The 25745-nt window shown below is 71.3% G+C and carries 25 protein-coding genes; 12 read left to right on the plus strand and 13 right to left on the minus strand.

Features of this window, described 5'->3' with window-relative positions:
• Positions 1-14 precede the first annotated feature (14 nt).
• The 5 genes from IEX89_RS21980 to fliL form a co-directional block, all read right to left on the minus strand.
• Positions 15-503, minus strand: coding sequence for a MarR family winged helix-turn-helix transcriptional regulator (locus IEX89_RS21980; protein ID WP_188915429.1), 489 nt, complete (start codon positions 501-503; stop codon positions 15-17).
• A gap of 87 nt (positions 504-590) precedes the next feature.
• On the minus strand, positions 591-1508 hold the full coding sequence (locus IEX89_RS21985; protein ID WP_188915430.1) for a MotE family protein: 918 nt from the start codon (positions 1506-1508) through the stop codon (positions 591-593).
• A gap of 25 nt (positions 1509-1533) precedes the next feature.
• A complete protein-coding gene (locus IEX89_RS21990) occupies positions 1534-2106 on the minus strand; it encodes a DUF6468 domain-containing protein (RefSeq protein ID WP_188915431.1) in 573 nt (190 codons plus the stop codon).
• 7 nt (positions 2107-2113) lie between these two features.
• Positions 2114-3280: a flagellar motor switch protein FliM gene (gene fliM / locus IEX89_RS21995; RefSeq protein WP_188915496.1), complete on the minus strand. Its 1167-nt coding sequence runs from the start codon at positions 3278-3280 to the stop codon at positions 2114-2116.
• Between the two features lie 58 nt (positions 3281-3338).
• Entirely contained in the window at positions 3339-3869 is a 531-nt protein-coding gene (gene fliL / locus IEX89_RS22000) for a flagellar basal body-associated protein FliL (protein WP_188915432.1), read from the minus strand.
• 287 nt (positions 3870-4156) lie between these two features.
• Between fliL and flgF the strand changes: the two genes are divergently transcribed.
• From flgF to trpA, 7 genes are all read left to right on the plus strand, one after another.
• A complete protein-coding gene (gene flgF / locus IEX89_RS22005; RefSeq protein ID WP_188915433.1) occupies positions 4157-4906 on the plus strand; it encodes a flagellar basal-body rod protein FlgF in 750 nt (249 codons plus the stop codon).
• Positions 4907-4925: 19 nt separating this feature from the next.
• Entirely contained in the window at positions 4926-5717 is a 792-nt protein-coding gene (gene flgG / locus IEX89_RS22010; RefSeq protein WP_188915434.1) for a flagellar basal-body rod protein FlgG, read from the plus strand.
• A gap of 5 nt (positions 5718-5722) precedes the next feature.
• Positions 5723-6811: a flagellar basal body P-ring formation chaperone FlgA gene (flgA, locus tag IEX89_RS22015; RefSeq protein ID WP_188915435.1), complete on the plus strand. Its 1089-nt coding sequence runs from the start codon at positions 5723-5725 to the stop codon at positions 6809-6811.
• Between the two features lie 16 nt (positions 6812-6827).
• Positions 6828-7589: a flagellar basal body L-ring protein FlgH gene (gene flgH / locus IEX89_RS22020; RefSeq protein ID WP_244645646.1), complete on the plus strand. Its 762-nt coding sequence runs from the start codon at positions 6828-6830 to the stop codon at positions 7587-7589.
• Between the two features lie 188 nt (positions 7590-7777).
• The gene (locus IEX89_RS22025; RefSeq protein WP_188915436.1) at positions 7778-8470 is read left to right on the plus strand and encodes a phosphoribosylanthranilate isomerase; all 693 of its coding nucleotides are present in this window, start codon (positions 7778-7780) and stop codon (positions 8468-8470) included.
• Between the two features lie 59 nt (positions 8471-8529).
• Positions 8530-9708 carry a tryptophan synthase subunit beta gene (trpB, locus tag IEX89_RS22030; RefSeq protein WP_373290628.1) on the plus strand — a complete coding sequence of 393 codons (1179 nt, stop codon included), beginning with the start codon at positions 8530-8532 and terminating at the stop codon, positions 9706-9708.
• A 46-nt stretch (positions 9709-9754) separates the two neighbouring features.
• Complete coding sequence (gene trpA, locus IEX89_RS22035; protein WP_188915438.1) at positions 9755-10582, plus strand: tryptophan synthase subunit alpha; 828 nt, start codon at positions 9755-9757, stop codon at positions 10580-10582.
• Positions 10583-10617: 35 nt separating this feature from the next.
• On the opposite strand, the gene flbD is transcribed toward trpA, so the two are convergent.
• The 4 genes from flbD to fliF are packed head-to-tail and all read right to left on the minus strand — an operon-like array spanning position 10618 to position 14590.
• Positions 10618-11982 carry a sigma-54-dependent transcriptional regulator FlbD gene (flbD, locus tag IEX89_RS22040; protein WP_188915439.1) on the minus strand — a complete coding sequence of 455 codons (1365 nt, stop codon included), beginning with the start codon at positions 11980-11982 and terminating at the stop codon, positions 10618-10620.
• 11 nt (positions 11983-11993) lie between these two features.
• A complete protein-coding gene (gene fliN, locus IEX89_RS22045; RefSeq protein ID WP_188915440.1) occupies positions 11994-12347 on the minus strand; it encodes a flagellar motor switch protein FliN in 354 nt (117 codons plus the stop codon).
• A gap of 4 nt (positions 12348-12351) precedes the next feature.
• Positions 12352-12951 carry a FliH/SctL family protein gene (locus tag IEX89_RS22050; RefSeq protein ID WP_188915441.1) on the minus strand — a complete coding sequence of 200 codons (600 nt, stop codon included), beginning with the start codon at positions 12949-12951 and terminating at the stop codon, positions 12352-12354.
• 1 nt (position 12952) lies between these two features.
• The gene (gene fliF / locus IEX89_RS22055) at positions 12953-14590 is read right to left on the minus strand and encodes a flagellar basal-body MS-ring/collar protein FliF (RefSeq protein ID WP_188915442.1); all 1638 of its coding nucleotides are present in this window, start codon (positions 14588-14590) and stop codon (positions 12953-12955) included.
• A 220-nt stretch (positions 14591-14810) separates the two neighbouring features.
• Between fliF and IEX89_RS22060 the strand changes: the two genes are divergently transcribed.
• The 3 genes from IEX89_RS22060 (at position 14811) to IEX89_RS22070 (ending at position 17607) form a co-directional block, all read left to right on the plus strand.
• Positions 14811-15695, plus strand: coding sequence for a DMT family transporter (locus tag IEX89_RS22060; protein ID WP_188915443.1), 885 nt, complete (start codon positions 14811-14813; stop codon positions 15693-15695).
• 3 nt (positions 15696-15698) lie between these two features.
• Positions 15699-16790: an ATP-dependent DNA helicase gene (locus IEX89_RS22065; RefSeq protein ID WP_188915444.1), complete on the plus strand. Its 1092-nt coding sequence runs from the start codon at positions 15699-15701 to the stop codon at positions 16788-16790.
• 94 nt (positions 16791-16884) lie between these two features.
• Positions 16885-17607 (plus strand): fused DSP-PTPase phosphatase/NAD kinase-like protein, encoded by a 723-nt coding sequence (locus IEX89_RS22070; protein WP_188915445.1) that lies wholly within the window; start codon positions 16885-16887, stop codon positions 17605-17607.
• A gap of 36 nt (positions 17608-17643) precedes the next feature.
• Here the strand turns inward: IEX89_RS22070 and IEX89_RS22075 are convergent, their stop codons facing one another.
• Entirely contained in the window at positions 17644-18546 is a 903-nt protein-coding gene (locus tag IEX89_RS22075) for a peptidylprolyl isomerase (protein WP_188915446.1), read from the minus strand.
• Positions 18547-18780: 234 nt separating this feature from the next.
• Between IEX89_RS22075 and secA the strand changes: the two genes are divergently transcribed.
• Together secA and IEX89_RS22085 are read left to right on the plus strand one after the other, a co-directional pair.
• Positions 18781-21597 carry a preprotein translocase subunit SecA gene (gene secA / locus IEX89_RS22080; protein ID WP_188915447.1) on the plus strand — a complete coding sequence of 939 codons (2817 nt, stop codon included), beginning with the start codon at positions 18781-18783 and terminating at the stop codon, positions 21595-21597.
• Positions 21598-21726: 129 nt separating this feature from the next.
• Positions 21727-22707, plus strand: coding sequence for a 2-hydroxyacid dehydrogenase (locus IEX89_RS22085; protein WP_188915448.1), 981 nt, complete (start codon positions 21727-21729; stop codon positions 22705-22707).
• Between the two features lie 124 nt (positions 22708-22831).
• Here IEX89_RS22085 and IEX89_RS22090 read toward each other — a convergent pair whose 3' ends face one another.
• The 3 genes from IEX89_RS22090 to IEX89_RS22100 all read right to left on the minus strand — a co-directional run bounded on the left by IEX89_RS22090 (position 22832) and on the right by IEX89_RS22100 (position 25655).
• Positions 22832-23230 carry a F0F1 ATP synthase subunit epsilon gene (locus IEX89_RS22090; RefSeq protein ID WP_188915449.1) on the minus strand — a complete coding sequence of 133 codons (399 nt, stop codon included), beginning with the start codon at positions 23228-23230 and terminating at the stop codon, positions 22832-22834.
• Positions 23231-23317: 87 nt separating this feature from the next.
• Positions 23318-24751 (minus strand): F0F1 ATP synthase subunit beta, encoded by a 1434-nt coding sequence (atpD, locus tag IEX89_RS22095; protein ID WP_188915450.1) that lies wholly within the window; start codon positions 24749-24751, stop codon positions 23318-23320.
• A gap of 25 nt (positions 24752-24776) precedes the next feature.
• A complete protein-coding gene (locus tag IEX89_RS22100; RefSeq protein WP_188915451.1) occupies positions 24777-25655 on the minus strand; it encodes a F0F1 ATP synthase subunit gamma in 879 nt (292 codons plus the stop codon).
• Positions 25656-25745: the final 90 nt, after the last annotated feature.

Consider the following 25745-nt stretch of genomic DNA (forward strand, 5'->3'; position numbering starts at 1 on the left):
GCGTCGTCCCGGCCTCAGCCGATCCTGGCGAGGAGCGCGAGCAGCGTTGCCGCCTCCTCCGGCGTCAGCGGCGCGAGGGTGCGCGTGGAGACCTCCTCGGCGGTGGCCCGCATCTCCCGCGCCGCCGCCTCGCCCTCGCGGGTGAGGCTGATGGCGACGAGGCGCGCGTCCTCCGAGACCGCGCTCTGGCGCACGTAGCCACGCTTCGTCAGGCGCCCCACGACGCCGAAGATCGTCGCCGGGTCCATGCCCGTCAGGCGGCCGAGCTGGTTCTGCGGTGTGGGGCCGCGGTCGAGCAGGGTGACGAGCGCGGCGAATTGCGTCGGCGTCACCGAGAAGCGCCCCATCACCGCGTTGAAGATCTCGGCATTGCGCTGGTGCGCCCGGCGCACGAGGTGCCCCACCTGGCGCTCCAGCCGGAAATCCGGGTCGTCCGGCGTCGTCGTACGGTCGGTGTCGGCACCGTCGGGGGCCGTCTCGGCGGCGGTCGCGCGTCGCGTCATCGTCTCCCTCGATCCGTCGGCCGGGTCCTGGGAAGCATAGGGCGCCGGCGCCGTGCAGGCCAGCGGCAGCGATGCACGTCGAGCTGCTCAATTCCTCTGCGGAAGCGGGATCGCCTGGAGCTCGGTGGGCGGCAGCGTCCGCTGCGTCGTCACCGGCACGGCCGCGCCGGGGAGCGGCATGCCCCGCGCGCGCATGGCGAGCGCGATGGTGAGGCGCTCCGCGGCCTCCGGCGACATCTGCGCCATCACCTCCGCCATGCGCCGTGGGCTCATCTCCACGGCGATGGGCACGAGCACCTCGAGGGCGAGCCGGTCGAAGACCCGCGCGGCGTCCTTGGGGCGCATGGCCTCGTACATCGAGACGAGCCGTGTCATCGCCTCGGACGGCGTCTCCTGCGGCGCCGCCTGCGCCGGAGCGGCCGGGCCGCCGCCGGGCATCGCCGAGGCGGACTGCACGCCGGCCGCGGCCGCCTCGCCGCCGGTGGCGCCGATGGCGAGGCGTTCCTCGAGGCGCGCCTCCGCGGCGGCGAGGAGCTCCTCGCGCATGTCGAGATCGCGCAGCCGCCGCTCGAGAGCCGCGCGCTGCTCGACCATGCTCTCGCGCAAGGCCGCCTCCGACGAGGAGACGGGGGTGCGCAGGTTCGGCAGGAGCTCCGGCGCGAGCCCGTCGACGGGCGGTGCCTCGGCGGCAGCTGCGGCATCCGCCTCGCCGCCTTCGCCGGCTTCGTCCTCGCCGTCGGGCGCGGAGCCCGTGGTGACGACCTCGGGCGCGGGCGTGTCGCTGCGCGCGAAGGCGAGGACGCGGGCGAAGGCGGGCAGCGTATCCTCGGGCGTGACGACGCTCGGACCCGGCACCTCCGTCATCGCGGACGCTGGCGGCTCCGGCTCGCGCGCGACGAAGGCGACGCCCTTCAGAAGCAGGAGCGCGGCCGCGGCGATCACCACCGCGTCCGTCAGCCTCAGCTTCGTCTCGCCGATGCGGCGAAGGGCCTCGCGCGCGTCCATTCCTCGTCCTCAGGCCTCCCTCGGCTCAGCCGCGACCGAGCCGGCGCGCGGCGCGCTCGGCCAGGATCTCGGCGGCCGCGCTGATGCGGGCGCTGCGGGGCGGCTCGGCGGGGCGGGCCGCGACGACGGGCTCGGGGCTCCGGGGCGGCGCCATGAAAGGCGGGCGACGCGGCGCCTCGGCGATGCGCGGCTCGGGTGCTCGCGGCGCGGGCGCCGGCTCCTGCATGCGCGGCTCGGGCATGCGCGGCGCCGGCTCGGCCGCCGCGGCGCGGCGGGAGGAATCCACGATCTGCATGATGCGGCCCATCATGCTCTCCCCCGCCTCCACCTGGCTCGCGAGATCGGCGGCGTAGCGCTCCGCCGTGCGCAGGCGATCCGCGAGCGTGCGGTCGCACTCGCCGAGCGTGGCGCGCAGGCCCGATATGGCGCGCTCCGCGTTCTCGGTGGCCTGGACCAGGTCCCCGATCGTGCGCCGCATGGAGGCCTCGTCCGCCTGCAGGCGGGCGATGCGCCTGCCGAGCTTGGCGCAGGTGACCATGCAGGCGACGAGCAGCACGGCGACGAGCAGCTCGGCGATCATCATCAGGACGGACGTCATGCCGGCCTCACTCCCTGGTTCCCTTGAGGCTCGCCTCGAAGCTCGCGAGCGTGGTGCGCGCGCGCCTGAGCGGCCGCGCCACCTGGATGGCGATCTTGTCGTCGGCGCGCCCGACGCGCCCTTGCGTCAGGCGCCAGTCGCCGCAGCGCAGCGTGACGAGGTCGGTGGGCTTGATGCCGAGCATCAACGTGTCCCCGACCTCGAGCTTCATCACCTTGCGCAGCGGCAGGCTCATCTCGTGGAGCACGGCCTCCACCTCGAAATCCGCTTGCCAGATCTCGGTGGCGAGGTGCCCCTCCCAGACCGCGTCGCGGCCGAGCTTCTCGCCCATGAAGCTCTGCAGGAGGAGCTCGCGAATGGGTTCGATGGTGGCGAAGGGCAGGAGGATCTGCAGCGTGCCGCCGCGCCCTTCCATGTCGAGCTTGAGCTCGACGAGGATCGCCGCGTTGGCCGGGCGCGTGATCGTGGCGAAGCGCGGGTTGGTCTCGATGCGGTCGACGTCGAACTTCACCGAGGTCAGCACGCCGAAGCAGGTCTCGGCGTCGGTGAGCACGATCTCGACCATGCGCTTGACGAGCTGCATCTCGATCGTGGTGAAGGGCCGGCCGTCGAGGCGCGTGCCCTGGTTGCCGCGCTTTCCGCCGAGCAGGAGGTCGAGCGTCGCGTAGGCGAGGTTCGACTCGATGGTGACGAGCCCCGAGCCCTCCCAGCCCTCGGCGTGGAAGACGGCGAGCTGCACGGGCAGCGGGATCGAGTTGAGGTAGTCGCCGAAGCGGACGGAGGAGATGTTGTCGAGCTGAACCTCGACGTTGTCGTTGAAGAAGTTGCGCAGGCTCGTCGACAGGAGGCGCACCATCCTGTCGAAGATGATCTCGAGCATGGGCAGGCGTTCGTACGAGACGACGCCCGAATCGACGATGGCGCGGATGCCGCCCGCGCCCGACGCCGACATCTCGTGCAGCGAGAAGCCGAGGAGCTGGTCGATCTCCTCCTGGACGAGGATGCGGTCGGCGCCCGCGAGCTCCGGCGAGCTGTCGTCCTCGGCCTCGTCGATCATGGTCGCCCATTCGGCGGCCATGTCGGAGGCGGCGGCGGCCGTGCCCTGCTCGGCGAGGGCCTGGCCCCACTCGTCCGCGAGCGAGGCGTCGGCTTCCTCGCCCGCCTTCTGCTCCATCAGGGCGGCGGCCCAATCGTCCTCGACCTCCTCGGGTTCGTCGGCCACGGCGCCCTCCCTACTGGACGACGACCTCGCCGAAGAGCACCGCGTTCACCTTGGCGGGGTGGACGGCGATGTTCACGCGGCGAAGCAGCTCCTCGCGCAGGCGGTAGACGCCCGCCGAGCCGTGGAGATCGGAGGCGCGCAATTCGCGCACGTAGGTCTGGAACGCGTCCTCGACGCGGGGCAGGAGCGGCTGGATCGTGGTGACGGCCGCGGGGTCGGAGACCTCGAGGCGCGCGGTGAAGCGCAGGAAGCGCGGGCGCTCGTCGGTGGGCTCGGGCGCGAGGTTCACCGTCATCTGCGGCACGTCGACGAAGGCGATCTGGCGTGCGGCTTCGGCCTCCGCCTGGGCCGCGGCCTCGGCGATCTCCTCCTCGGAGGGGCCGGAGAACAGGAAGAAGTAGGCCCCCGCGCCGCCGCCGAGCAGGAGCACGCCCGCCACGGCACCGATCAGGATCAGCTTCTTCTTCTTCGAGCCGCCCTCGGCGGGGGCGCCTTCGCCCTCGACCTCGGGATCCTCGCCCTTGCGTGGTTTCTTCGCCATCTGCCCCTCGCGCCCGTCTCGATCGGCACGTTCCCCCGACATTCGTCGAGGCGTGGTTAATTCCCCGTTAAGGCGGCAAAAGCTGCCGGGTCCTTCTTGCCGCCCGGTCGACGGCGGCTCCCCTCAGGGTGAACGGGCGCCTAACGCGAAAGCCTTGATCCACAAAGGTTCGAGACGCTCGGCGCGGTCTGGCACGGCGCTCGCAACGAGGAGCGTGCCGGGTCCGGCGCTGGGGAGCGCGATACGGGGCCGGCGGGGAAGATCGGGGACAAGAAGGAGCGTCTCTCATGGAGAACACGCTTCTCATCGGCCTGTCGCGCCAAGTGGCGCTGGCCCGTGAGCTCGACGTGATCGCCAACAACATGGCGAACGTCAACACCAACGGATTCAAGGCGCGCTCGTCGCGCTTCGAGGAATACCTCGAGCCGGACGCCTCGGCCGAGACCTTCCCGTGGCCGGATCGGGACCTGTCCTTCGTCATCGACGCGGGCAGCCCCATCGACCTCTCGGACGGTGCGGCGGAGCCGACGGGCAACCCGCTCGACGCCGCGATCCGCGGCGAGGGGTTCTTCGTGGTGGAGACCCCCGCCGGCGAGCGCTACACCCGCAACGGCGCCTTCCAGGTCGATCCGCAGGGCCGCCTCGTGACCTCCGACGGCTTTCCGGTGATGGGCGACGGCGGCGCGATCCAGCTCGAGCCGGGCGATACCGGCATCGTCATCGCCAAGGACGGCACGATCTCCACGGATGCCGGCCTGCGCGGACGCCTCGCGCTGGTGCGCTTCGATCAGCCGCAATTCCTCTCGAACGTGGGCGCGAACCTGTTCGCGGCGATCGAGCCCGCGCAGCAGCCCCGCGCCGCCGAGGCCACCGCCAGCGTGCAGCAGGGCTTCATCGAGCGCTCCAACGTCCGGGCCGTCTACGAGATGACCCGCCTCATGGAGGTGAGCCGCGCCTATACGCGCGTCGCCTCGACCATTTCCAGCCTCACCGACCTGCAGCGGACCGCGATCCGCTCGCTGGGCGAAGCGGCCTGACCGTCAAGGAGACGCCACCATGCGCGCCCTCTACTCCGCCGCGACCGGGATGATGGCCCAGGAGCTGAACGTCCAGGTCATCTCCAACAACATCGCCAACATGCGCACCACGGGCTACAAGCGCCAGCAGGCCCATTTCCAGGATCTCCTCTACCAGACCATGCGCCGCGCGGGCGCGACGACCTCGGCGCAGGACACGCAGACGCCCTCCGCCGTCGAGATCGGCTCGGGCGTGAAGGCGGTCTCCACCGCCCGCGCCATGTCGCAGGGCAACCTGACGCCGACCGAGCGCGACTTCGACATCGCCATCCGCGGCGAGGGCTTCTTCCAGGTCAACCTGCCCGACGGGCGCATCGCCTATACCCGCGACGGCGGCTTCGATCTCGACGGCCAGGGCCGGCTGGTGACCAAGGACGGCTACGAGGTCGCGCCGGGCATCACCATCCCCGAGGACGTCCAGAGCGTCTCGATCAGCGCGGCGGGCCATGTCGAGGTCACGCGCGCGGGCGCCGCGGAGCCCGAGGAGGTCGGACGCCTGCAGCTCGTGCGCTTCGTCAACGAGGTCGGGCTCGAGTCGCTCGGCGACAACCTGTTCGGCGCCACCGCCGCCTCCGGCGCGCCCGCCGAGGGCCTGCCCAACGAGGAGGGCTTCGGCTCGCTGCAGCAGGGCTACCTCGAGGAGGCCAACGTCAACGCGGTGACCGAGATCTCGGCGCTGATCTCGGCCCAGCGCGCCTACGAGATGAACTCGCGGGTGATCTCCGCCGCCGACCAGATGCTCCAGGCCGCCAGCCAGATGTTCCGCGGGTGACGACGATGAACCTCCGTTACGATCCCATCCGCCCGCGCCACGGCCGCCTGCCGCTCGGTGCCGCCCTGCGCGCCGCCGCGCTCGTCGGCCTCGGCCTCGCGCTCCTCGTCGCCGCCCGCCCGGCGCTCGCGCAGACGCAGGTCGCCGCGATCGCCGAGGTGATGCCGGCGCCGGCGCCCGTCGCTTCCGTGCCGAGCCTGCGCGGCGACGTCGTCGTCTCCGCGGACGTCATCCGCCTCTCCGACCTCGTCGCGGACGCGCCCGCGGACGTCGCCGCGACCCCCGTCTTCCGGGCTCCCGCGCTCGGCGAGATGGGCACGATCCAGGTGGCGCGCCTCCTCCTCGCCGCGCATACGCTGGGGCTCGTCGACATCGACACGAAGGGCCGCGAGCAGGTCACGGTGACCCGCGCCGCGCGCCGCATCGATGACGCGGCTCTCGCCGAGGCGCTCGCGATGCGCGTCGCCGAGGCGAGCGGCCTCGACGCCGACGAGGTCGAGATCGCCTTCGACGGCGCCGCGCCCGCGCTCCTCGTCTCGCCGGACGTCGTGGACCCCGTCTCCGTGACCGACCTCGCCTACGATCCGGCGACGCGCCGCTTCGCGGCGACCGCCTTCGTCGGCCCGAGCGCCGCCGAGCGACGGGCGCAGGCGACCGTGAGCGGCGTGGCGCGCCGGGTGGTCTCGGTGGCGGTGCTCGCCCGCGGCATCGAGCGCGGCGAGGCGATCCGCGCCGACGATTACCGCATCGAGCGCCGCGCCGTGGAGCAGGTGCCCGCCGACGGCCGCCTCGACGCGATCGAGGTGGACGGCCGCGTCGCCCGCCGCACGCTCGCCGCCGGGCAGCTCCTGCGCCAGGGCGACGTCGAGCGTCCGGTCCTCGTCGAGCGCAACGGCACCGTCCTCATGGTCTACGAGAGCGGCGCGCTGACGCTGACGCTGCGCGGGCGCGCCCGCCAGGCGGGCTCGGAGGGCGACATCGTCGACGTCGAGAACCCCGTCTCCGAGCGGATCGTGCAGGGCGAGGTGATCGGCCCCGGCACGGTGCGCGTCGGCCCCGCCTTCCACGGCCGCGTCGCGGCTCTCGCGCGCTGACCCGGAGGACGCCATCGTGACCCGTACTCTCGCCACGCTCCTCGTGCGCGCCCTCGCCATCGTCGCCCTCGCGGCGAGCCTCGGCGCCTGCGCCGCCGCCGACCGCCTCGCGGGCATCGGGCAGGCGCCGCCCCTCTCCGCCATCGAGGACCCGACGGCCCAGCCCGGCTACGTGCCCGTGCGCATGCCCATGCCCGAGCCGGAGGTCGTGTCCTTCGCCTCGAATTCGCTGTGGCGCCAGGGCGCGCGCGGCTTCTTCAAGGACCAGCGCGCCGCGGTCGTCGGCGATCTCGTCACGGTGCGCGTGCGGATCACCGATCGCGCCCAGTTCGACAACCAGACGCGGCGCTCGCGCTCGAACTCCGAGGATCTCGGCGCAGGCGGGATGTTTGGTCTCGAGTCCCAGTTGGAGCAGGTCTTGGGCGACGACGTCGAGGCCGACGCCCTCGTCCAGGCGTCCTCGGATTCCTCCAGCCAGGGCGCGGGCTCGATTCGCCGCTCCGAGCAGCTGACGACGAACGTCGCGGCGGTGGTCACCCAGGTCCTGCCCAACGGCAACATGGTCATCGAGGGCAAGCAGGAGGTGCGCGTCAATTTCGAGGTGCGCGAGCTCATCGTCGCGGGCGTCGTGCGCCCGGAGGACATCGAGAGCGACAACACCATCGATTCGACCAAGATCGCCCAGGCCCGCATCGCCTATGGCGGCCGCGGCCAGATCACGGACGTGCAGCAGCCGCGCTACGGCCAGCAGGTGCTCGACATCCTCCTGCCCTTCTGAGGCGCCCCGCCTCGCTCCCGAGCTCCCCCGGAGGATCGGCCGCTCCCCACGTGCCGCCCTCCGACCCCGAGCGGCCCCGGCTTCCCCGAGCCGGGGCCGCTTCCCCGTCTTCCGCCGGAATCGACGCTTCGAGAGCGCGACCGCCGGTCCTCTTCACAACGCGGGCACGGTGCCTTAATCGAAGCCGGATGAAGACGCCCGGCCTCGTGAAGATCTGCGGATTGAAGACGCCCTCGACGCTCGACGCCGCCCTCGCGGCGGGCGCCGACATGGTCGGGCTCGTGCATTTCCCGCGCAGCCCCCGGCACATCGATCTCGCCGAGGCCGGTCTTCTCGCCGAGCGGGCGCGGGGGCGGGCCTCCGTCGTGGCGCTTCTGGTCGATCCCGACGACGACCTCCTCGACGCCCTCGTCGCGAGCGTGCGTCCCGATCTACTCCAGCTCCACGGCAAGGAGACGCCCGAGCGCGTCGGCGCCGTCAAGGCGCGCTTCGGCGTGCCGGTGATGAAGGCGATCGGCATCGCCGAGGAGGCGGATCTCGCCCGCGTACCGCCCTACGCGGCGGTCTGCGATCGCCTGCTCTTCGACGCGAAGCCCCCGAAGCCCGCTGCCGACGGCGCGACCGTGCTGCCCGGCGGCAACGGCATCGCCTTCGACTGGCGGCTCGTCGCCGCGCTTGACCCCGGGCGCCCGGCCATGCTGTCAGGGGGGCTGACCGCCGAGACCGTCGGCACGGCGATCGCCCTCACGGGCATGCGCGCCGTCGACGTGTCCTCCGGCGTCGAGACCGCGCCGGGGCTCAAGGACCCTATCGAGATCGTGGCCTTCGTGGCCGCCGCCCGCGCCGCATGGCGCGCTCAGGACGAGGCAGGAACGCCGTGACCGCTCCGCAGAAGCCCAATTCCTTCCGCAACGGCCCGGACGAGACCGGCCATTTCGGCATGTTCGGCGGCCGTTTCGTGGCCGAGACCCTGATGCCGAACATCCTCGAGCTGGAAGCCGCCTACGAGGCGGCCAAGGCCGATCCCGAGTTCGAGCGCGAGCTGCGCTCCTACGCCACGCACTACGTCGGCCGGCCGAGCCCGCTCTACTACGCCGAGCGCCTCACCGAGCACGTGCGCGAGACGGCCGGGGCCGGGCAGGGCGCGAAGATCTACCTCAAGCGCGACGAGCTCAACCATACCGGCGCGCACAAGGTGAACAACGTGCTGGGCCAGATCCTGCTCGCGCGGCGCATGGGCAAGAAGCGGATCATCGCCGAGACGGGCGCGGGCCAGCACGGCGTCGCCACCGCGACGCTGTGCGCGCGCTTCGGGCTGGAATGCATCGTCTACATGGGCGCCGTCGACGTCGAGCGGCAGAAGCCCAACGTCTTCCGCATGGAGATGCTCGGCGCGACCGTCGTACCCTGCCAGTCCGGCTCGAAGACGCTGAAAGACGCCATGAACGAGGCGCTGCGCGACTGGGTGACCAACGTCGAGACGACGTTCTACTGCATCGGCACGGTGGCCGGCCCGCATCCCTATCCGGCGATGGTGCGCGACTTCCAGTGCGTCATCGGCGAGGAGGTGCGTTGGCAGATGCAGGAGGCGGAAGGCCGCGGGCCGGATTCGCTCATCGCCGCCATCGGCGGCGGCTCCAACGCCATCGGCCTGTTCCACCCCTTCCTCGACGACGAGAACGTGGAGATCTACGGCGTCGAGGCCGCCGGGCGCGGCATCGACACGGGCGAGCACGCGGCCTCCATCACCGGCGGCAAGCCCGGCGTGCTGCACGGCAACCGCACCTACCTGCTCATGGACGGCGACGGCCAGATCACCGAGGCGCACTCGATCTCGGCGGGCCTCGACTATCCCGGCATCGGGCCCGAGCATTCCTGGCTCGCGGACGTCGGCCGCGTCACCTACACCTCCGCCACCGACAAGGAAGCGCTCGACGCCTTCCAGCTGATGTCGAAGCTCGAAGGCATCATCCCGGCGCTCGAGCCCTCCCACGCCATCGCCAAGGCGGTGGAGATCGCGGCGGGCAAGCCGCGCGACCACATCATGGTGATCAACCTGTGCGGCCGCGGCGACAAGGACATCTTCACGGTGGCCGAGCATCTGCGGGGCGGGCTGTGATCGCGCCCGCATCGACGCCTGCCTGCCCCATACCGGAACCGACCCCATGACCGCCCGCATCGACGCCCGCTTCGCCAAGGCCCGCGCCGAGGGCCGCGCCGCCCTCGTCACCTACGTCATGGCGGGCGATCCCGACCCGGAGACGGCGCTCGCCGTCATCCGCGCGCTGCCGGCGGCGGGGGCCGACATCATCGAGGTGGGGCTGCCCTTCACCGATCCCATGGCCGACGGCCCGGCGATCCAGGCCTCGGGCCTGCGCGCGCTGAAGGCGGGGCAGGACACGGCCGGCACGATCGACCTCGTGCGCCGCTTCCGCGATGGCGACGCGCACACGCCGATCATCCTGATGGGCTACTTCAACCCGATCTACCAATACGGTGTCGAGCGATTCCTCGCGGACGCGAAGGCGGCCGGCGTCGACGGGCTCATCGTCGTCGACCTGCCGCCGGAGGAGGACGCCGAGCTGTGCCTTCCGGCGCTCGAGGCGGGCCTCGCCTTCATCCGGCTCGCGACGCCGACGACGGACGACAAGCGCCTTCCGGCCGTCCTCGCGAACACGGCGGGCTTCGTCTACTACGTCTCGATCACCGGCATCACGGGTGCGGCGACGCCCGATTTCGGCAAGGTCGCGAGCGCCGTCGAGCGCATCAAGCGCCACACGGACCTGCCCGTCGTCGTCGGCTTCGGCGTGAAGACCGGCGCACACGCCGCCGCCATCGCCCAGGGCGCCGATGGCGTCGTCGTCGGCACGGCTCTGGTCTCGGCGCTGGAGCGCAGCCTCGTCGACGGCGCCGCCGGCCCAGGCACGGTGGAGGCCGTGACAGGCCTCGTCGGCGAGCTCGCGGCGGGCGTGCGCTCGGTCGCGAAGGGCTGAGCGGCGAGAGGATCGCGCGCCGCTCGATCCGCGTCTCAGCCCGCCATCGCGACGGGCCGGGCCTGGCCCGGCTCCGGCACGGCCACGCCGGAGGCCGTGTACTCGTTGAGCTTGTTGCGCAGGGTGCGGATCGAGATCCCCAGGATCTTCGCCGCATGCGTGCGGTTGCCCAGGCAATGGTCGAGCGTGTCGAGGATGAGGTCCTGCTCGACCTCCGCCACCGTGCGCCCGACGAGCGCGCGCGTCACCGCCTCCGCCGTGCGCGCGGCGCGGGTCGCGGCGTCGGGCTCGGCGCCGAGCGCATCGCCCTCCGGCGTCATCAGCGCGTCCGGCCCGATCTCCGCGCCCGTCGCGAGGAGGACCGCGCGATGCACGGCGTTCTCCAGCTCGCGCACGTTGCCGCGCCAGGGGTTCTTGAGGACGACGCGCTTGGCGTCGTGGGAGAGGCCGCGCTCGGGCAGGCCGTTCGCCTGCCCGTACTTGCGCGCGAAATGCTGGGCGAGCTCGATGATGTCGCCGGGGCGCTCGCGCAGAGCCGGCAGGCGCAGGTGGACGACGTTGAGGCGGTAGAACAGGTCCTCGCGGAAGGTGCCCGCGCGCACGGCGTCGGCCATGTTGCGGTTCGAGGTGGCCAGCACGCGGATGTCGACGGGCACGGGCTTGGCGCCGCCGACGCGGTCGATGACGCGCTCCTGGAGCGCGCGCAGGAGCTTCGCCTGGAGCCGTACGTCCATCTCGGAGATCTCGTCGAGGAGCAGCGTGCCGCCGTTCGCCTCCTCGAACTTGCCGATGCGCCGGGCGACGGCGCCGGTGAAGGCGCCCTTCTCGTGGCCGAACAGCTCGCTCTCGAGCAGCGCGTCCGGGATCGCCGCGCAATTGACGCTGACGAAGGGCTTCGAGCGGCGGGCCGAGCGCTGGTGCAGGTGGCGCGCGAGCACCTCCTTGCCGGTGCCGCTCTCGCCGGTGATCAGCACGGAGGCGTCCGAGCGCGCGACCTGCTCGGCGAGCTTCACCACCTTCTCCATGGCGGGATCGCGCCACACGAAGGCGGCCTGGTCGGCAGCGACCGCTTCCAGGATCGCCGCGATCATGTCGGCGTCGGGCGGCAGCGGGATGTATTCCTTCGCCCCGGCACGGATCGCGTCGACGGCGCCGCGGGTGTCGGCGCCCGCGCCGCAGGCGACGACGGGGGTGCGGATGCGCTCGGCCTCGAGCGCGCCCACGAGGTCCGACACGGAGAGGGCGACGTCGACCATGATCAGGTCGGCGCCCTTGGCGCGCAGGACCGCGAGCCCCTGGTCGAGGTCGTCGGCCTGGACCACGGAGGCGCCGCGGCTCATGGCGATGCGCGAGGCGGTGGTGAGCTCGCCGTCGAGCCGTCCGATGATGAGAAGGCGCATGATCCGGCTCCTTAATGGTCGCTCTTGATGATCTCGGTCATGGTGATGCCGAGCCTGTCCTCGACGAGGACGACCTCGCCGCGGGCGACGAGGCGGTTGTTGACGAAGATGTCGACGGCCTCGCCGACCTTGCGGTCGAGCTCCAGCACGGCGCCGGGCGCGATCTGCAGGAGATCGCCCACGGGCATGCGGGCGCGCCCGAGCACGGCCGAGACCGCCACCGGCACGTCGAAGATCTGCTCGAGATCCGCGGCCGTGCGCTGGACGACCGGCCCGTCGCGGGTCGATTCCGCCGGCAGCGCCGCCTGCGGGTCGAAGCCGATGTCCTCGTCGTCGAGCTGAGGCAGGGTGAAGTCTCCGCTCATCGCGTCACGCTCCCGGTGTCTCGTGCGTCGCGCCCGTGGTCTTGCGGGCGATCTCGGCCGCGAGCGCCGCGCCGTCGCGCACGACGCCGCCGTCGGCCCATTCGAAGCGCGCGTCGCCGCGCGCGATGTCGTTCTCGCCGATGACGACGAGGCGGCCCTCGAAGCCGCGCTCGCGGGCGAGGGTCTTCACCAGCGCCTCGACCTCGTCGACGAGGCTCTCCTCGACGCGCACCACGAGGTGGGGCACGCCGCGCAGGTGCCCGAAGGCCTCGCGGGCGGCTTCCATGATCGTGTCGAGGGGGAAGCGCTCCAGCGCCGCGCCGGCCAGCGTGCGCGCCAGCGTCTCGGCGAAGGCCAGCGCCTCCGCCTCCAGCGCGTTGCCGCGCGCGTCGGCGTCGGCGAGGAGCGCGCGGGAGGCCTCGGCGATGCGCGCCAGCGTCTCGCGCTTGGCCGCGTCGACCTCCGCCAGGGCGGCCGCGCGGCCCTCGGCGACGCCGCGGGCGTGGCCGCGCGCCTCCGCCTCCGCCAGCGCCGCCTCTGCCTTCGGCGAGGGCGTGCCCGCGGGGCGGGAGAAGTCGCGATCGAAGACGAACCTGCCGCTCATCTCAGCCTCGCTCGTGGATCCATTGGCGCATCACGGTCACCGTCTCGGTGGGGCTCTGCTTGACGAGGTCGGCGACGCGCTCCAGCGAGGCCTGCTGCACCTGGCCGTTGACCTTGGCCATCTCGATCATCTGCGAGGTCGCGTCGGGGCGTGCCATCATCAGGGCCGTGTCGACCGCCGCGTTGCCCGTGCTGCCGCCCTCCGGGCCGCCGATCGCCGCCGTTCCGCCCTCGCCGCGGGTGATCACCACGGGGGGCGCGGTGAGGCTGCGCAGCATCGGCCGCAGCACCGTGAAGATGACGACGAGCGAGAGCAGGAAGAGCACGCCGAGCTCGATGGCGCGCAGGACGTCCTCGCGCGAAGGGTTCATCAGGCTCTCGAGCAGCGTCTGCTCCTCGGGCAGGAATTCCGGCTGCGGCCCTTCGGCGAAGCGCAGGTTGACGATCTCGATCTGGTCGCCGCGATCGGCGTCGAAGCCGATGGCCGTGCGCACCAGCGCCTCGATGCGGTCGAGCTCCTCCTGGGCGCGCGGCTCGTAGGTCACCGTGCCGTCGGGGGCGACCTGGTAGGCGCCGTCGACGAGGACCGCGACCGAGATGCGCGAGAGCCGCGGGCCCTCCAGCATCTCGACGCGGGTGGAGCGGGAGATCTCGTAGTTGATCGTCTCCTCGGTCGTCTCCTGCTGGTCGCGCATGCCGGCGCCGCCCTGGTCGTTGCCGGCCTCGGGCAATTCGTTGCCCACCGTGACGCCGGCCTCGTTCTGGGTCGCCACCGAATTGTCGGTGCGCGACTGCATGGAGCGCGCCACCTGCCCGTTGGGATCGAAGGTCTCCGAGCGATTCTCGACCCGGTTCGTGTCGAACTCCGCCGCTACCTGGACACGGGTGCGCCCACGCCCGACGATGCCGGCGACGATGTCCTCGACCTGGTTGCGCAGGCGATTCTCGAAGGCGATGCGCGTCTCGTCCGCGGCGAAGGCGGCCATGGCCTCTCCCGCGGTCGCGCCGTCGGCGAGGAGGCGACCGCCCTCGTCGACGATGGAGATGCGATCGGGACGCAGGCCTTCCACGGCGGTGGCGACGAGGTGGCGGATGGCGCGCACCTGCGACTGGTCGAGGTCGCCGCGCACCCGCAGCACGATGGAGGCGCGCGGGTCCTCCCGGTCGCGCTCGAACAGGCGCCGCTCGGGGATGGCGAGATGGACGCGCGCCGCCTCGACCCGCGCCAGCGAGGAGATGGTGCGCGAGAGCTCGCCCTCGAGCGCGCGCAGCTGGTTGATGTTCTGGACGAAGCTCGTCGAGGAGAACGAATCGCCCCGGTCGAAGATCTCGTAGCCGACGCCGGTCCCCGCCGGCAGGCCGTCGGCGGCGAGCTCCATGCGCAGCCGCGCCAGATCCGCGCGGGGCGCCAGGATGACGCCGTCGCCGCGGGTCTCGTAAGCCACGCCCCGCGCCTCGAGGTCGCGTACCACCGCGCCCGCATCGGCCATGGAGAGATCGGAATAGAGCACGCCCATGTCTGGCTGGGACATGCGCATGATGACGAAGGCGAAGAAGCCGACGAGGGCGAGCGTCACCGCGCCCATCACCGCGAGGCGGGCCGGGCCGAGCCGGGTCAGGTTCTCCATCAACGGGTTCACGCGAGACACACCCTCGAGATCGCTGGCACGTGCCGACGGCGGATCGACGCGGCCGGTAGGCAGGAATTTCCCAGCGGAGGGTGAACGACTGGTTAACGCCGCAAAGATGAGCCGGCTCGAGGCACCCGGCAGGGCCCCAGGAGCAATGCGCGAAATTCGGGGCTATCGTCGGGGACCGTTCCGCGTTATGACCGCGTTCTCCATACGTTCGGTTACAGGCATGGCTCCCCGCAACGTCACGATCGTGGTGCTCTGGATGGCCGGGGCGCTCCTGTCCTTCTCGGCGATCGCGGTCGCCGTGCGCGAGCTGTCGGCCGGGCTCTCCGCCTTCGAGATGCTGGCCTTCCGCAACGCGGTGGGGCTCGTGGGCATCCTCGTCGTCGCCGCCCTCGTGCCGCGCGTGCGCGCGAGCCTCGCCGCGCGCCGGCTCGGGCGCCACGCCCAGCGCAACGTGGTGCACTTTCTCGGGCAATACGCCTGGACGGTGGGGATCACGCTCCTGCCGCTCGCCGTCGTCTTCGCCGTCGAATTCACGGCGCCGGCGCTGACCGCGCTCCTCGCCGTCCTGCTGCTCGGCGAGCGGCTGACGCGCACGCGGGCGCTCGCCATCGGGCTGGGCTTCCTCGGCGTGCTCGTCATCGTGAGGCCCGGCGCGGGGGACGTGGGGCTGCCCGCGCTCGTCGTCCTGTTCGCGGCCTTCGCCTTCGCGCTCACGGCCATCGCCACGAAGAGCCTCACGCGCACCGAGACGACGGCCTCGATCCTCCTGTGGATGAACGCGATGCAGCTCCCGCTCAACCTGATCGGGGCCGACGACGGCTATCTCGCCCGCCTCCTCGAGGCGCCGCTCCTGCCGCTCGCCGCGCTCGGCATCGGCGGCTTCACCGCCCATTGGTGCCTGACGAACGCCTACCGGAACGGAGACGCCATCATGGTCGTGCCGCTCGACTTCCTGCGCATCCCGCTCATCGCGATCGTCGGCCTCGTGCTCTACGCCGAGCCGCTGGACCCGTTCGTGTTCGTGGGCGCCGGCGTGATCGTCGCGGGGATCCTGATCAACCTGCGCGCGGAGACGACGCGCGCGACCCGGCCGCGGGGGGCGTGAGCGATGGCGTGGTCGGGGCAGCAGGAGGCGGCGCTCTCCGCCGTCGCCGCGTGGCTGAAGGGCGGGGACGCGCAGGTCTTCCGCCTCTTCGGCTTCGCGGGCACGGGCAAGACGACGCTCGCGACCCACATCGCCGAGGGTGTCGACGGGGACGTCGCCTTCGGCGCCTTCACCGGCAAGGCGGCGTCCGTCATGCGCTCGAAGGGCTGCACGGAAGCCTCGACCATCCACGCCATGATCTACCGCTCGCGCGGGGACGAGGAGGAGGGGCCGTCCTTCACCCTCAACCGCTCCGGGCCGGCGGCGAAGGCGGACCTCATCGTCATCGACGAATGCTCCATGGTGGACGAGGAGCTGGGCCGCGACCTCCTCTCCTTCGGCAAGAAGGTGCTCGTGCTCGGCGATCCCGCCCAGCTCCCGCCGGTGAAGGGCGGGGGCTTCTTCACCGAGGCCGAGCCCGACATCATGCTCACGGAAGTCCACCGCCAGGCGGCGGACAACCCGATCGTCCACCTCTCCATGCTGGTGCGCGACGGCGGGAGGCTCGATTACGGCACGTTCGGCGAGAGCCGCGTCATCCGCCGCGCGGAGATCGATCCCGACACGGTGATGAACGCCGACCAGGTCCTGGTGGGCATGAACAAGACGCGCCGGCTCTACAACGGCCGCATCCGCGAGCTGAAGGGCTACCGCGATCCCTTCCCTGCGGCGGACGAGAAGCTCGTGTGCCTGCGCAACGACAAGACCAAGGGCCTCCTCAACGGCGGCCTCTGGACCGTGACGGAAGCGAAGCATTGGCCCAATCGCGGCCTCGTCGTCATGCGCATCGCCGCCGAGGAGAACGCCCGCCAGACCACCAAGGTCGAGGTGCCCGTCGCTTTCTTCGAGGGCGGCGAGGAGGAGCTGCCCTACGCGATGCGCCGCGAGCACGACGAGCTGACCTACGGCTACGCGCTCACCGTCCACAAGGCTCAAGGGTCGCAATGGGACGACATCGTGCTCTTCGACGAGAGCTTCGCCTTCCGCGAGCACCGGGCGCGCTGGCTCTACACGGGCCTCACCCGCGCCGCCGAGCGCATCGTCGTGGTGCGATGACGCGAAGCGGCGCGCAGCCCTTGCCCGCGCGCGCCGGCGCTGCTACGCGGCACGGATGAGCCCGCCCCATCGGGCGGACCGGGAAAAGACGAAAGTGCTCAATCGCTTCCGCAGCGCAGAGACCCGCACGGCGCGTCGGCTCGCGCGCATCGCGCGCTGGGACAGGCCGATCGAGGGCGGCCTCGGTCGGCTGCGTGCCTGGGCGAACATGGTGCTGGTCGACCACGGCGTCTTCCGCCTCGCCTATCTGAACCTCCACAGGGTCACGCCGAAGCTCTGGCGCGCGGCGCAGCCGGCCCCGCCACAGCTCGCGCGGCTGCGCGCGCAGGGGTTGCGTACCGTCGTCTACCTGCGCGGCGGGCGCGAGCACGGCTCCTGGCAATTGCAGAAGGAGTGCTGCGAGGCGCTGGGGCTCGAGCTCGTCGACTTCGTGGTGCGCTCGCGCGCCGCGCCCGACAAGGAGACGCTGCTGCGCGCCCGCGCCTTCTTCGAGGGGCTGAGCTATCCCGCCCTCGTTCATTGCAAGTCCGGCGCCGACCGGGCGGGCTTCATGTCCGCGCTCTACCTCGTCGTCCACGAGGGCCGCCCCGCCGACGAGGCTTTGCGCCAGCTCTCGCTGCGATACGGGCATTTTCGCTTCGCCAAGACCGGCATCCTCGACGCCTTCTTCGAGCGCTGGCGCGACGAGGGGGAGGCGCAGGGCCTGTCCTTCGAGGAATGGGTCGAGACGCGCTACGACCCGGACGCGCTCACCCGCGCGTTCAAGCCGGGCCTCGTCTCGGACATCCTGGTCGATCGGATCATGAAGCGCGAGTGAGCGGGCGCGACCGGCGCGCCCGCCCGACCCTCGGTGTCACTGCTGCGCAGGCGCGGGCGCCTCGCCCTCGGCCGGCGCGTCGGTGCGCTCGATGGCGGCGCCCTCGCGCAGCGAGAGCAGCAGCTCCTGCTGCGCGCGGCGGGCGAGGTAGGTGTCGATCTGCTCGCGCATCTCCTCGAAGGTCGGGACCGGCCGCTCGCGACGCTCCTCGGCCTTGATCACGTGCCAGCCGAACTGGCTCTGCACCGGCTCGGACACCTCGCCGGGCTCCAGCGCGAAGGCGGCCTCGGCGAAGGGCGCCACCATGCGGTCGCGGGTGAAGAAGCCGAGATCGCCGCCGGCGCGGGCCGAGCCCGGATCCTGCGACAGCTCGGCCGCCACCTCCTCGAAGGCCTCGCCCTCGGCGATGCGCGCGGCGGCGGCCTGTGCCTCCTCCTGCGTCGGCACCAGGATGTGGCGGGCGCGCACCTCCTGCTCGGGCTCGATGTCGGCGATGGTCTCCTCGTAGAGGGCGCGCGCGGCCTCCTCGGTCACCGCGGCCTCGATCGTGTCCTCGAGGAGCGACTCGAGCAGCAGCTTGTCGCGCTGGTAGGCGAGGCGCTGGGCGAAGCCCTCGCTCTCGCCGATGCCGGCTTCTTCGGCCGCGCGGGCGGCGAGCTCGAGGTTGACGAGGTAGTTCACCAGCGTCTCGCGACGCTGCTCGGCGTTCATGCCCGGCAGCGGCAGAGCCGGGTCCCCGGCCGCGAGGGCGATGTCGCCCTCGGTGATCTCCACGCCGTCGACGGTGGCGACGACGGTGCTCGGGTCGACGGGCACGGCCTCGGCCGCGGGTGCGGCGTCGGTGGCGGGAGCCTGGTCCTGCGCCAGCGCGACCGCGGGAGCGGACACGCCGACGAGGAGCGCGAGGGCGAGACGGGGAAGAAGGGCGTTGGACGGCATGCGTTTCCTCGAAGGGCGCGGACGCGCTCGCGGATCGGCGCGGCCACTCGACAATTGGCGTTCGACGTCTGGTCTGGCCCATCGGCGGCGCCGATGCAAGCCGAGGCGGCGCGGCGGGGATGCGTGTCACCGGCCCGTGATCGCGCGCGCTCCTTTCGGATGCACGACGCGATGATTAGGTCTATATAGCGCGCATCCGCCGCATTCGACGACCCACTGAGACGACAGGACCCCATGCTCGGCGCACTCGCGAAGAAGCTCTTCGGCTCGGCCAACGACCGTCGCCTGAAGTCGTACGCCCCCCGCATCCAGGCGATCAACGCCCTGGAGAAGGAGCTGGAAGGTCTCTCCGACGAGGCCCTGCGCGCCCGGACCGAGGCGTTCAAGGCCGAGATCGCCGCCGGCAAGAGCCTCGACGACGTGCTCGAGCCCGCCTTCGCCACGGTGCGCGAAGGTGCCAAGCGCGTGCTCGGCCAACGGCACTTCGACGTGCAGCTGATCGGCGGCATGGTCCTCCACGAGGGTTCGATCGCCGAGATGCGCACGGGCGAGGGCAAGACGCTCGTCGCCACGCTCGCGGTCTACCTCAACGCGCTCGCCGGCAAGGGCGTGCACGTCGTGACCGTGAACGACTACCTGGCCAGCCGCGACGCCGCCTGGATGGGCCGCATCTACCGCTTCCTCGGGCTCTCGGTCGGCACGATCGTGCACGGCATGGACGACGCCCAGCGCCGCGAGGCCTATGCCTGCGACATCACCTACGGCACGAACAACGAGTACGGCTTCGACTACCTGCGCGACAACATGAAGTACGATTTCGGGCAGATGGTGCAGCGGGGGCATGCCTTCGCCATCGTCGACGAGGTCGATTCCATCCTCGTCGACGAGGCGCGCACGCCGCTGATCATCTCGGGGCCCCTCGACGACCGCTCCGAGCTCTACCAGGCGGTGGACAAGATCATCCCGCTGCTCACGCCCGAGCATTACGACCTCGACGAGAAGCAGCGCGCGGTGTCGCTGTCGGAAGCCGGCACCGAGCGCATCGAGGAGCTGCTGCGCGAGCACGAGCTCCTCAAGAGCGAGGACCTCTACGACGCGCAGAACGCGACGTTGGTCCACCACATGAACCAGGCGCTGCGCGCCCACAAGCTGTTCACCCGCGACAAGGACTACATCGTCCGAAACGGCGAGGTGGTGATCATCGACGAGTTCACCGGGCGCATGATGCCCGGCCGGCGCTATTCCGAGGGCCTGCACCAGGCGCTCGAGGCGAAGGAGAGCGTCAAGATCCAGCCCGAGAACCAGACGCTCGCCTCGATCACCTTCCAGAACTACTTCCGCCTCTATTCCAAGCTCGCCGGCATGACCGGCACGGCCGCGACCGAGGCCGACGAGTTCGCCGAGATCTACAATCTCGACGTCGTCGAGATCCCGACGAACCGCCCCGTGTCGCGTCTCGACGAGGACGACGAGGTCTACCGCACCGTCTCGGAGAAGTACGCCGCCATCATCCAGGACATCGAGGCCGCCTCCGCCAAGGGCCAGCCCTCGCTGGTGGGCACGACCTCGATCGAGAAGTCCGAGCTCCTCGCCGCCGAGCTGCGCAAGGCCGGCTTCAAGCAGATCGACTTCGCCGATCCCAAGGCGCTGGGGCCGCTCTTCGAGGCTGCGCGCGCCGCGCGTCCCGCCAAGACCTTCGCCGTGCTCAACGCCCGCTTCCACGAGCAGGAGGCGTTCATCGTCGCCCAGGCCGGCGTGCCGGGCGCGATCACGATCGCCACGAACATGGCCGGCCGCGGCACCGACATCCAGCTCGGCGGCAATGCGGACATGCGCATCGGCTTCGAGCTCGAGGGCATGGAGGAGGGCGAGGCCCGCGCCGCCCGCGAGGCGGCCATCCGCGAGGAGGTCGCGGCCTTCAAGGCCCGCGCGCTCGAGGCCGGCGGCCTCTACGTCATCGGCACGGAGCGCCACGAGAGCCGGCGCATCGACAACCAGCTGCGCGGCCGCTCGGGCCGCCAAGGCGATCCGGGCCGCTCGAAGTTCTTCCTGTCGCTGCAGGACGACCTGATGCGCATCTTCGGGTCGGACCGCATGGACGGCATGCTGACCAAGCTCGGCCTGCAGGAGGGCGAGGCCATCGTCCATCCCTGGATCAACAAGGCGATCGAGAAGGCGCAGTCCAAGGTCGAGGCGCGCAACTTCGACATTCGCAAGAACATCCTCAAGTACGACAACGTCATGAACGACCAGCGCAAGGTCGTCTTCGAGCAGCGCCGCGAGTTCATGGGCGAGGCCTCCGTGCGCGAGACCATCGACGAGATGCGCGAGAGCGTCGTGGAGGACGTCGTCGCCCGCCACATTCCCGCCGACGCCTATCCCGAGCAATGGGACACGGAGGGTCTCGACAAGGAGGTCCGCCGCCTCCTCAACCTCGACCTGCCGGTGGTCGACTGGGCGAAGGAGGAGGGCATCGCCGACGAGGAGATGCGCGAGCGCCTGCTCGATGCCGCCAACGCCGCCTATGCCGCGCGCATCGAGAAGAACACGTCGGACGTGATGACGTACGTCGAGAAGCAGGTGCTGCTGCAGAGCCTCGACCAGCTCTGGCGCGAGCACATCGTCACGCTCGAGCATCTGCGCCAAGTCATCGGCTGGCGCGGCCTCGCCCAGCGCGACCCGCTCAACGAGTACAAGTCCGAGGCCTTCCAGCTCTTCGAGGCGCTGATCGCACGCCTGCGCGAGGCGGTCACGGCCCAGCTCATGCGGGTGGAGGTGGTCTACCAGCGCCCGCCCGAGCCGAAGCTGCCGGAGATGGCGGCGCATCACGCCGATCCGGTCACCGGCGAGGACGAGATGGCCGCGGGCGGCTCGACCGGGCTCGGCTCGCCCGGTGCGGCCGCTGGCGGCGCGGCGATGGCCGTGGGCTACGTGCCGCCCGCCCAGCGCGACCCGAACGACCCCTCCACCTGGGGCAAGGTCGGCCGCAACGAGGATTGCCCCTGCGGCTCCGGCAAGAAGTACAAGCACTGCCACGGCGCGCTGGCGTGAGCCGCGCCGGCGTCGGCACCGTATGCAGGCGCCAGACGCATCGCCTGAAGCCGCTTTCGCGCCCGCGCACCTTCCGCGCGGGCGCCCGTCTCGTCTAAGCTCCCGCTCCCGACGACGGAGCCCGAGACGATGACGAAGCCCACGATCCTGATGCCCTCCCGGATGATGCCGCTCGTCGTCGAGCGGCTCGCGGCGCGTTTCCATCTCGTGCGGCTGTGGGAGGAGGCGGATCGCGAGGCGTGGCTCGCGGCGCATGGCGGCTCGGTGCGGGGCATCGCGGCGGGCGCGCATCACCGCATCGACGACGCCTTCATGGGACGCCTTCCGCATCTGGAGATCGTCGCGTCCTTCGGCGTCGGTTACGACCACGTGGACGCGCACGCCGCTGCGCGCAGGGGCGTCGTCGTCACCAATACGCCCGACGTGCTGACGGAGGAGGTCGCCGACCTGACGCTGGGCCTCCTCCTCGCCACCGTGCGGCGCCTGCCGCAGGCGGAGCGCTATTTGCGCGAGGGCCGCTGGAAGGCGCAAGGCTCCTTCCCCCTCTCGCCGACGCTGCGCACCCGCACCATCGGCATCCTCGGCTACGGGCGCATCGGCAAGGCCATCGCGCGCCGGCTCGATGCCTTCGGGGTCACCGTGGTCTATCACGGCCGCCGCCGCCAGGAGGGCGTGCCGCATCGCCATTACGACAGCCTCGTCGAGATGGCGCGCGCCGTCGACACCCTGATCTGCGTGGCGCCGGGCGGGGCGGGGACGCGCCACCTCGTCTCGACACAGGTGCTCGAGGCGCTCGGCCCCGACGGCGTGCTGATCAACGTGGGGCGCGGCTCGGTCGTGGACGAGGCGGCGCTGATCGCGGCGCTGGACAAGGGCACGATCCTCACCGCCGGGCTCGACGTCTTCGAGGACGAGCCGAACGTGCCGGCCGCGCTCCTCGCTCGCGACGACGTGGTGCTCCTGCCCCATGTCGGCTCGGCGTCCGTCCACACCCGCGAGGCCATGGGCGCGCTGGTCGTCGACAACCTCGTCTCCTGGTTCGAGGGCGCGGGGCCGCTGACACCAGTGGAGGAGACGCCGTGGAGAGGCGAGGGGGCTGCGTCGGGGTGATCAGGGGTGGGGGGCGTCGGTCGACGCTGCGGCGCCGCCCTTAACAGCATGCCCCCCGCAAACCAGAAAGGCCGCCTCGCGGCGGCCCTTCATCGTCTCTTGCAGGCGTTGCCCGTCGGGTGAATCACATGCCGAGGCTCGCCTTCGCCTCGCGCAGCTGCGCCACCGTGTCGGCGGCGGCGGCCTTGAGGACGGGGTCCTCCACCGTCTCGTGCTCGGTCTCGGCGCGGGAGATCTCGCGCGACAGGATCTCGCCGTTCAGCTCGGAGACCGGCATCGCGCGCTCGGCGAGAACCGTGGCGCCCTTGGGGCCGACGTCGACGAAGCCGCCCTGGACCAGGATGCGCTCCTCGCCCTTGCCGGACGAGACGACGAGGAAGCCCGTCTTGAGCGAGGTCATCATCGGGGCGTGGCTGGCGAGCAGCGTCATCTCGCCCTCCGCGGCGGGGATCACCACCGTCTCGACGTCGCCCGAGAAGATGATGCGCTCGGGAGAGACGAGCTCGAAGGGAAAGCTGGCCATTGAACCCTCTTGGAACCCATGGTGGGAAGGACGCGCGCGCCCGATCGCGAGGATCGGGCGCGCCCGTTCAGGTCATGGTGGTCGCGATCACGCCGCCTGGGCGAGACGCTCGGCCTTCTCGATCGCCATGTCGATGGAGCCGACCATGTAGAAGGCGGCCTCCGGCAGGTGATCGTACTCGCCGGCGACGAGGCCCTTGAAGCCCTTGATCGTGTCCTCGAGCGACACGAGCTGGCCCGGCGAGCCGGTGAACACCTCGGCGACGAAGAAGGGCTGCGACAGGAAGCGCTCGATCTTGCGTGCGCGGGCGACGGTGAGCTTGTCCTCCTCGGACAGCTCGTCCATGCCCAGGATCGCGATGATGTCCTGCAGCGACTTGTAGCGCTGGAGAACCTGCTGGACCTGGCGGGCGACCTGGTAGTGCTCGTCGCCGACGATACGGGGATCGAGCATGCGCGAGGTCGAGTCGAGCGGGTCCACCGCCGGGTAGATGCCCTTCTCGGCGATGGAGCGGTTGAGCACCGTCGTCGCGTCGAGGTGGGCGAAGGAGGTGGCCGGGGCCGGGTCGGTCAGGTCGTCGGCGGGCACGTAGATCGCCTGCACGGACGTGATCGAGCCCTTGGTCGTCGTGGTGATGCGCTCCTGCAGCTGGCCCATGTCGGTCGACAGGGTCGGCTGGTAGCCCACCGCCGAGGGGATGCGGCCGAGAAGCGCCGACACCTCGGAACCCGCCTGCGTGAAGCGGAAGATGTTGTCGACGAAGAACAGCACGTCCTGCCCCTGGTCGCGGAAGTGCTCCGCGATGGTCAGGCCGGTGAGGCCGACGCGGGCGCGGGCGCCGGGCGGCTCGTTCATCTGGCCGAACACGAGGGCGCACTTCGAGCCCTCGGTGGAGCCGTTGTTGGCGTGCGGGTCCTTGTTCACGCCGGACTCGATCATCTCGTGGTAGAGATCGTTGCCCTCGCGCGTGCGCTCGCCGACGCCGGCGAACACGGAGAAGCCGCCGTGCGCCTTCGCGACGTTGTTGATCAGCTCCTGGATCAGCACGGTCTTGCCGACGCCGGCGCCGCCGAACAGGCCGATCTTGCCGCCGCGGGCGTAGGGCGCGAGCAGGTCGATGACCTTGATGCCCGTGACGAGGATCTGCGCCTCGGTGGACTGGTCGGCGTAGCTCGGCGCCTCGGCGTGGATCGGGCGCATGTCCTCGGCGGGGACCGGGCCGGCCTCGTCGATCGGCTCGCCGATGACGTTGACGATGCGGCCGAGGCAGCCGGCGCCGACGGGCACGCGGATCGGCGCGCCGGTATCGGTCACCGGCTGGCCGCGGGTGAGGCCCTCGGTCGTGTCCATGGCGATGCAGCGTACGGCGCTCTCGCCGAGCTGCTGGGCCACCTCGAGCACCAGGCGCGTGCCCTGGTTGTCGGTCTCGAGCGCGTTGAGGATTTCGGGCAGGTGCCCGTCGAACGTCACGTCGACGACGGCGCCGATGACCTGCGAAATGCGTCCGGTGGGTTCAGCCATGGGTCTCGTCCTTCGTGTTGATCGCTCAGAGCGCCTCGGCGCCCGAGATGATTTCGATCAGTTCCTTGGTGATCTGAGCCTGACGCGTCCTGTTGTAGGTCAGCGTCTGCTTCTTGATCATCTCGCCGGCGTTGCGGGTGGCGCTGTCCATCGCGGACATGCGCGCGCCCTGCTCGGAGGCGCCGTTCTCGAGCAACGCCGAGAAGATCTGCACGGAGACGTTCCGCGGCAAGAGCTTCTCGAGGATCTCCTGCTCGGAGGGCTCGTACTCGTAGACCGCGCCGGAGCCCGCCTCCTCGGCCGCCTGCGGGATCTCCGCGGGGACGATCTGCTGGGCGGTGGGGATCTGCTGGATCACCGAGCGGAAGCGCGAGTAGAACAGCGTCGCGACGTCGAACTCGCCTTCGGCGTAGAGGTTCAGCACCTTCTTGCCGATCTCCTCGGCGTTCTCGAAGCCCAGCACCTTCACCGAGCGCAGCTCGATGAGCTCCATGACGAGCTTGCCGTGCGTGCGGCGCAGGATGTCGTAGCCCTTGCGGCCCACGCAGATGATCTTGACCGTCTTGCCCTGCGCCTGCAGCCGGTTGGCCGTGTCGCGGGCGAGACGGGCGATGGAAGCGTTGAAGGCGCCGCACAGCCCGCGCTCGGCGGTGCAGACCAGGAGCAGGTGCGTGTCGGTCTTGCCGGTGCCGGAGAGCAGCCGGGGCGTTTCCGGGCCGATCTGGACGCCCGAGGCGACGTTGCCGAGCACCTTCGCCATGCGCTCGGCATAGGGGCGCGCCGCCTCGGCCTGCGCCTGGGCGCGACGCAGCTTCGCCGCCGCGACCATCTGCATGGCCTTGGTGATCTTCTGCGTCGCCTTCACGGAGGCGATGCGGTTGCGCAGATCCTTCAGAGACGGCATGGGTCGCCCCGACCTCTTCTCGTTCCGTTACGGGACTTCGCCGCCCGGAGGCGGCGGAGCGGAACGCCGCCGCGCGAACGCGGCGGCGCG

It is taken from the genome of Salinarimonas ramus (genome assembly GCF_014645695.1).
GTDB classification, from domain to species: Bacteria; Pseudomonadota; Alphaproteobacteria; order Rhizobiales; family Beijerinckiaceae; genus Salinarimonas; species Salinarimonas ramus.

Excerpts from the sequence above, each read along its gene's own strand:
- flgA (WP_188915435.1), top strand. The coding sequence starts at position 5,723 with ATGAACCTCCGTTACGATCCCATCCGCCCGCGCCACGGCCGCCTGCCG.
- IEX89_RS22025 (WP_188915436.1), top strand. The coding sequence starts at position 7,778 with ATGAAGACGCCCGGCCTCGTGAAGATCTGCGGATTGAAGACGCCCTCG.
- secA (WP_188915447.1), top strand. The coding sequence starts at position 18,781 with ATGCTCGGCGCACTCGCGAAGAAGCTCTTCGGCTCGGCCAACGACCGT.
- trpA (WP_188915438.1), top strand. The coding sequence starts at position 9,755 with ATGACCGCCCGCATCGACGCCCGCTTCGCCAAGGCCCGCGCCGAGGGC.
- IEX89_RS22085 (WP_188915448.1), top strand. The coding sequence starts at position 21,727 with ATGACGAAGCCCACGATCCTGATGCCCTCCCGGATGATGCCGCTCGTC.
- IEX89_RS21990 (WP_188915431.1), bottom strand. The coding sequence starts at position 2,106 with ATGACGTCCGTCCTGATGATGATCGCCGAGCTGCTCGTCGCCGTGCTG.
- IEX89_RS22100 (WP_188915451.1), bottom strand. The coding sequence starts at position 25,655 with ATGCCGTCTCTGAAGGATCTGCGCAACCGCATCGCCTCCGTGAAGGCG.
- flbD (WP_188915439.1), bottom strand. The coding sequence starts at position 11,982 with ATGCGCCTTCTCATCATCGGACGGCTCGACGGCGAGCTCACCACCGCC.
- IEX89_RS21985 (WP_188915430.1), bottom strand. The coding sequence starts at position 1,508 with ATGGACGCGCGCGAGGCCCTTCGCCGCATCGGCGAGACGAAGCTGAGG.
- fliL (WP_188915432.1), bottom strand. The coding sequence starts at position 3,869 with ATGGCGAAGAAACCACGCAAGGGCGAGGATCCCGAGGTCGAGGGCGAA.
- IEX89_RS22075 (WP_188915446.1), bottom strand. The coding sequence starts at position 18,546 with ATGCCGTCCAACGCCCTTCTTCCCCGTCTCGCCCTCGCGCTCCTCGTC.
- flgF (WP_188915433.1), top strand. The coding sequence starts at position 4,157 with ATGGAGAACACGCTTCTCATCGGCCTGTCGCGCCAAGTGGCGCTGGCC.
- atpD (WP_188915450.1), bottom strand. The coding sequence starts at position 24,751 with ATGGCTGAACCCACCGGACGCATTTCGCAGGTCATCGGCGCCGTCGTC.
- IEX89_RS21980 (WP_188915429.1), bottom strand. The coding sequence starts at position 503 with ATGACGCGACGCGCGACCGCCGCCGAGACGGCCCCCGACGGTGCCGAC.
- fliN (WP_188915440.1), bottom strand. The coding sequence starts at position 12,347 with ATGAGCGGAGACTTCACCCTGCCTCAGCTCGACGACGAGGACATCGGC.
- IEX89_RS22065 (WP_188915444.1), top strand. The coding sequence starts at position 15,699 with ATGGCGTGGTCGGGGCAGCAGGAGGCGGCGCTCTCCGCCGTCGCCGCG.
- flgG (WP_188915434.1), top strand. The coding sequence starts at position 4,926 with ATGCGCGCCCTCTACTCCGCCGCGACCGGGATGATGGCCCAGGAGCTG.
- IEX89_RS22060 (WP_188915443.1), top strand. The coding sequence starts at position 14,811 with ATGGCTCCCCGCAACGTCACGATCGTGGTGCTCTGGATGGCCGGGGCG.
- fliM (WP_188915496.1), bottom strand. The coding sequence starts at position 3,280 with ATGGAGCAGAAGGCGGGCGAGGAAGCCGACGCCTCGCTCGCGGACGAG.
- IEX89_RS22090 (WP_188915449.1), bottom strand. The coding sequence starts at position 23,230 with ATGGCCAGCTTTCCCTTCGAGCTCGTCTCTCCCGAGCGCATCATCTTC.
- trpB (WP_373290628.1), top strand. The coding sequence starts at position 8,530 with ATGTTCGGCGGCCGTTTCGTGGCCGAGACCCTGATGCCGAACATCCTC.
- IEX89_RS22050 (WP_188915441.1), bottom strand. The coding sequence starts at position 12,951 with ATGAGCGGCAGGTTCGTCTTCGATCGCGACTTCTCCCGCCCCGCGGGC.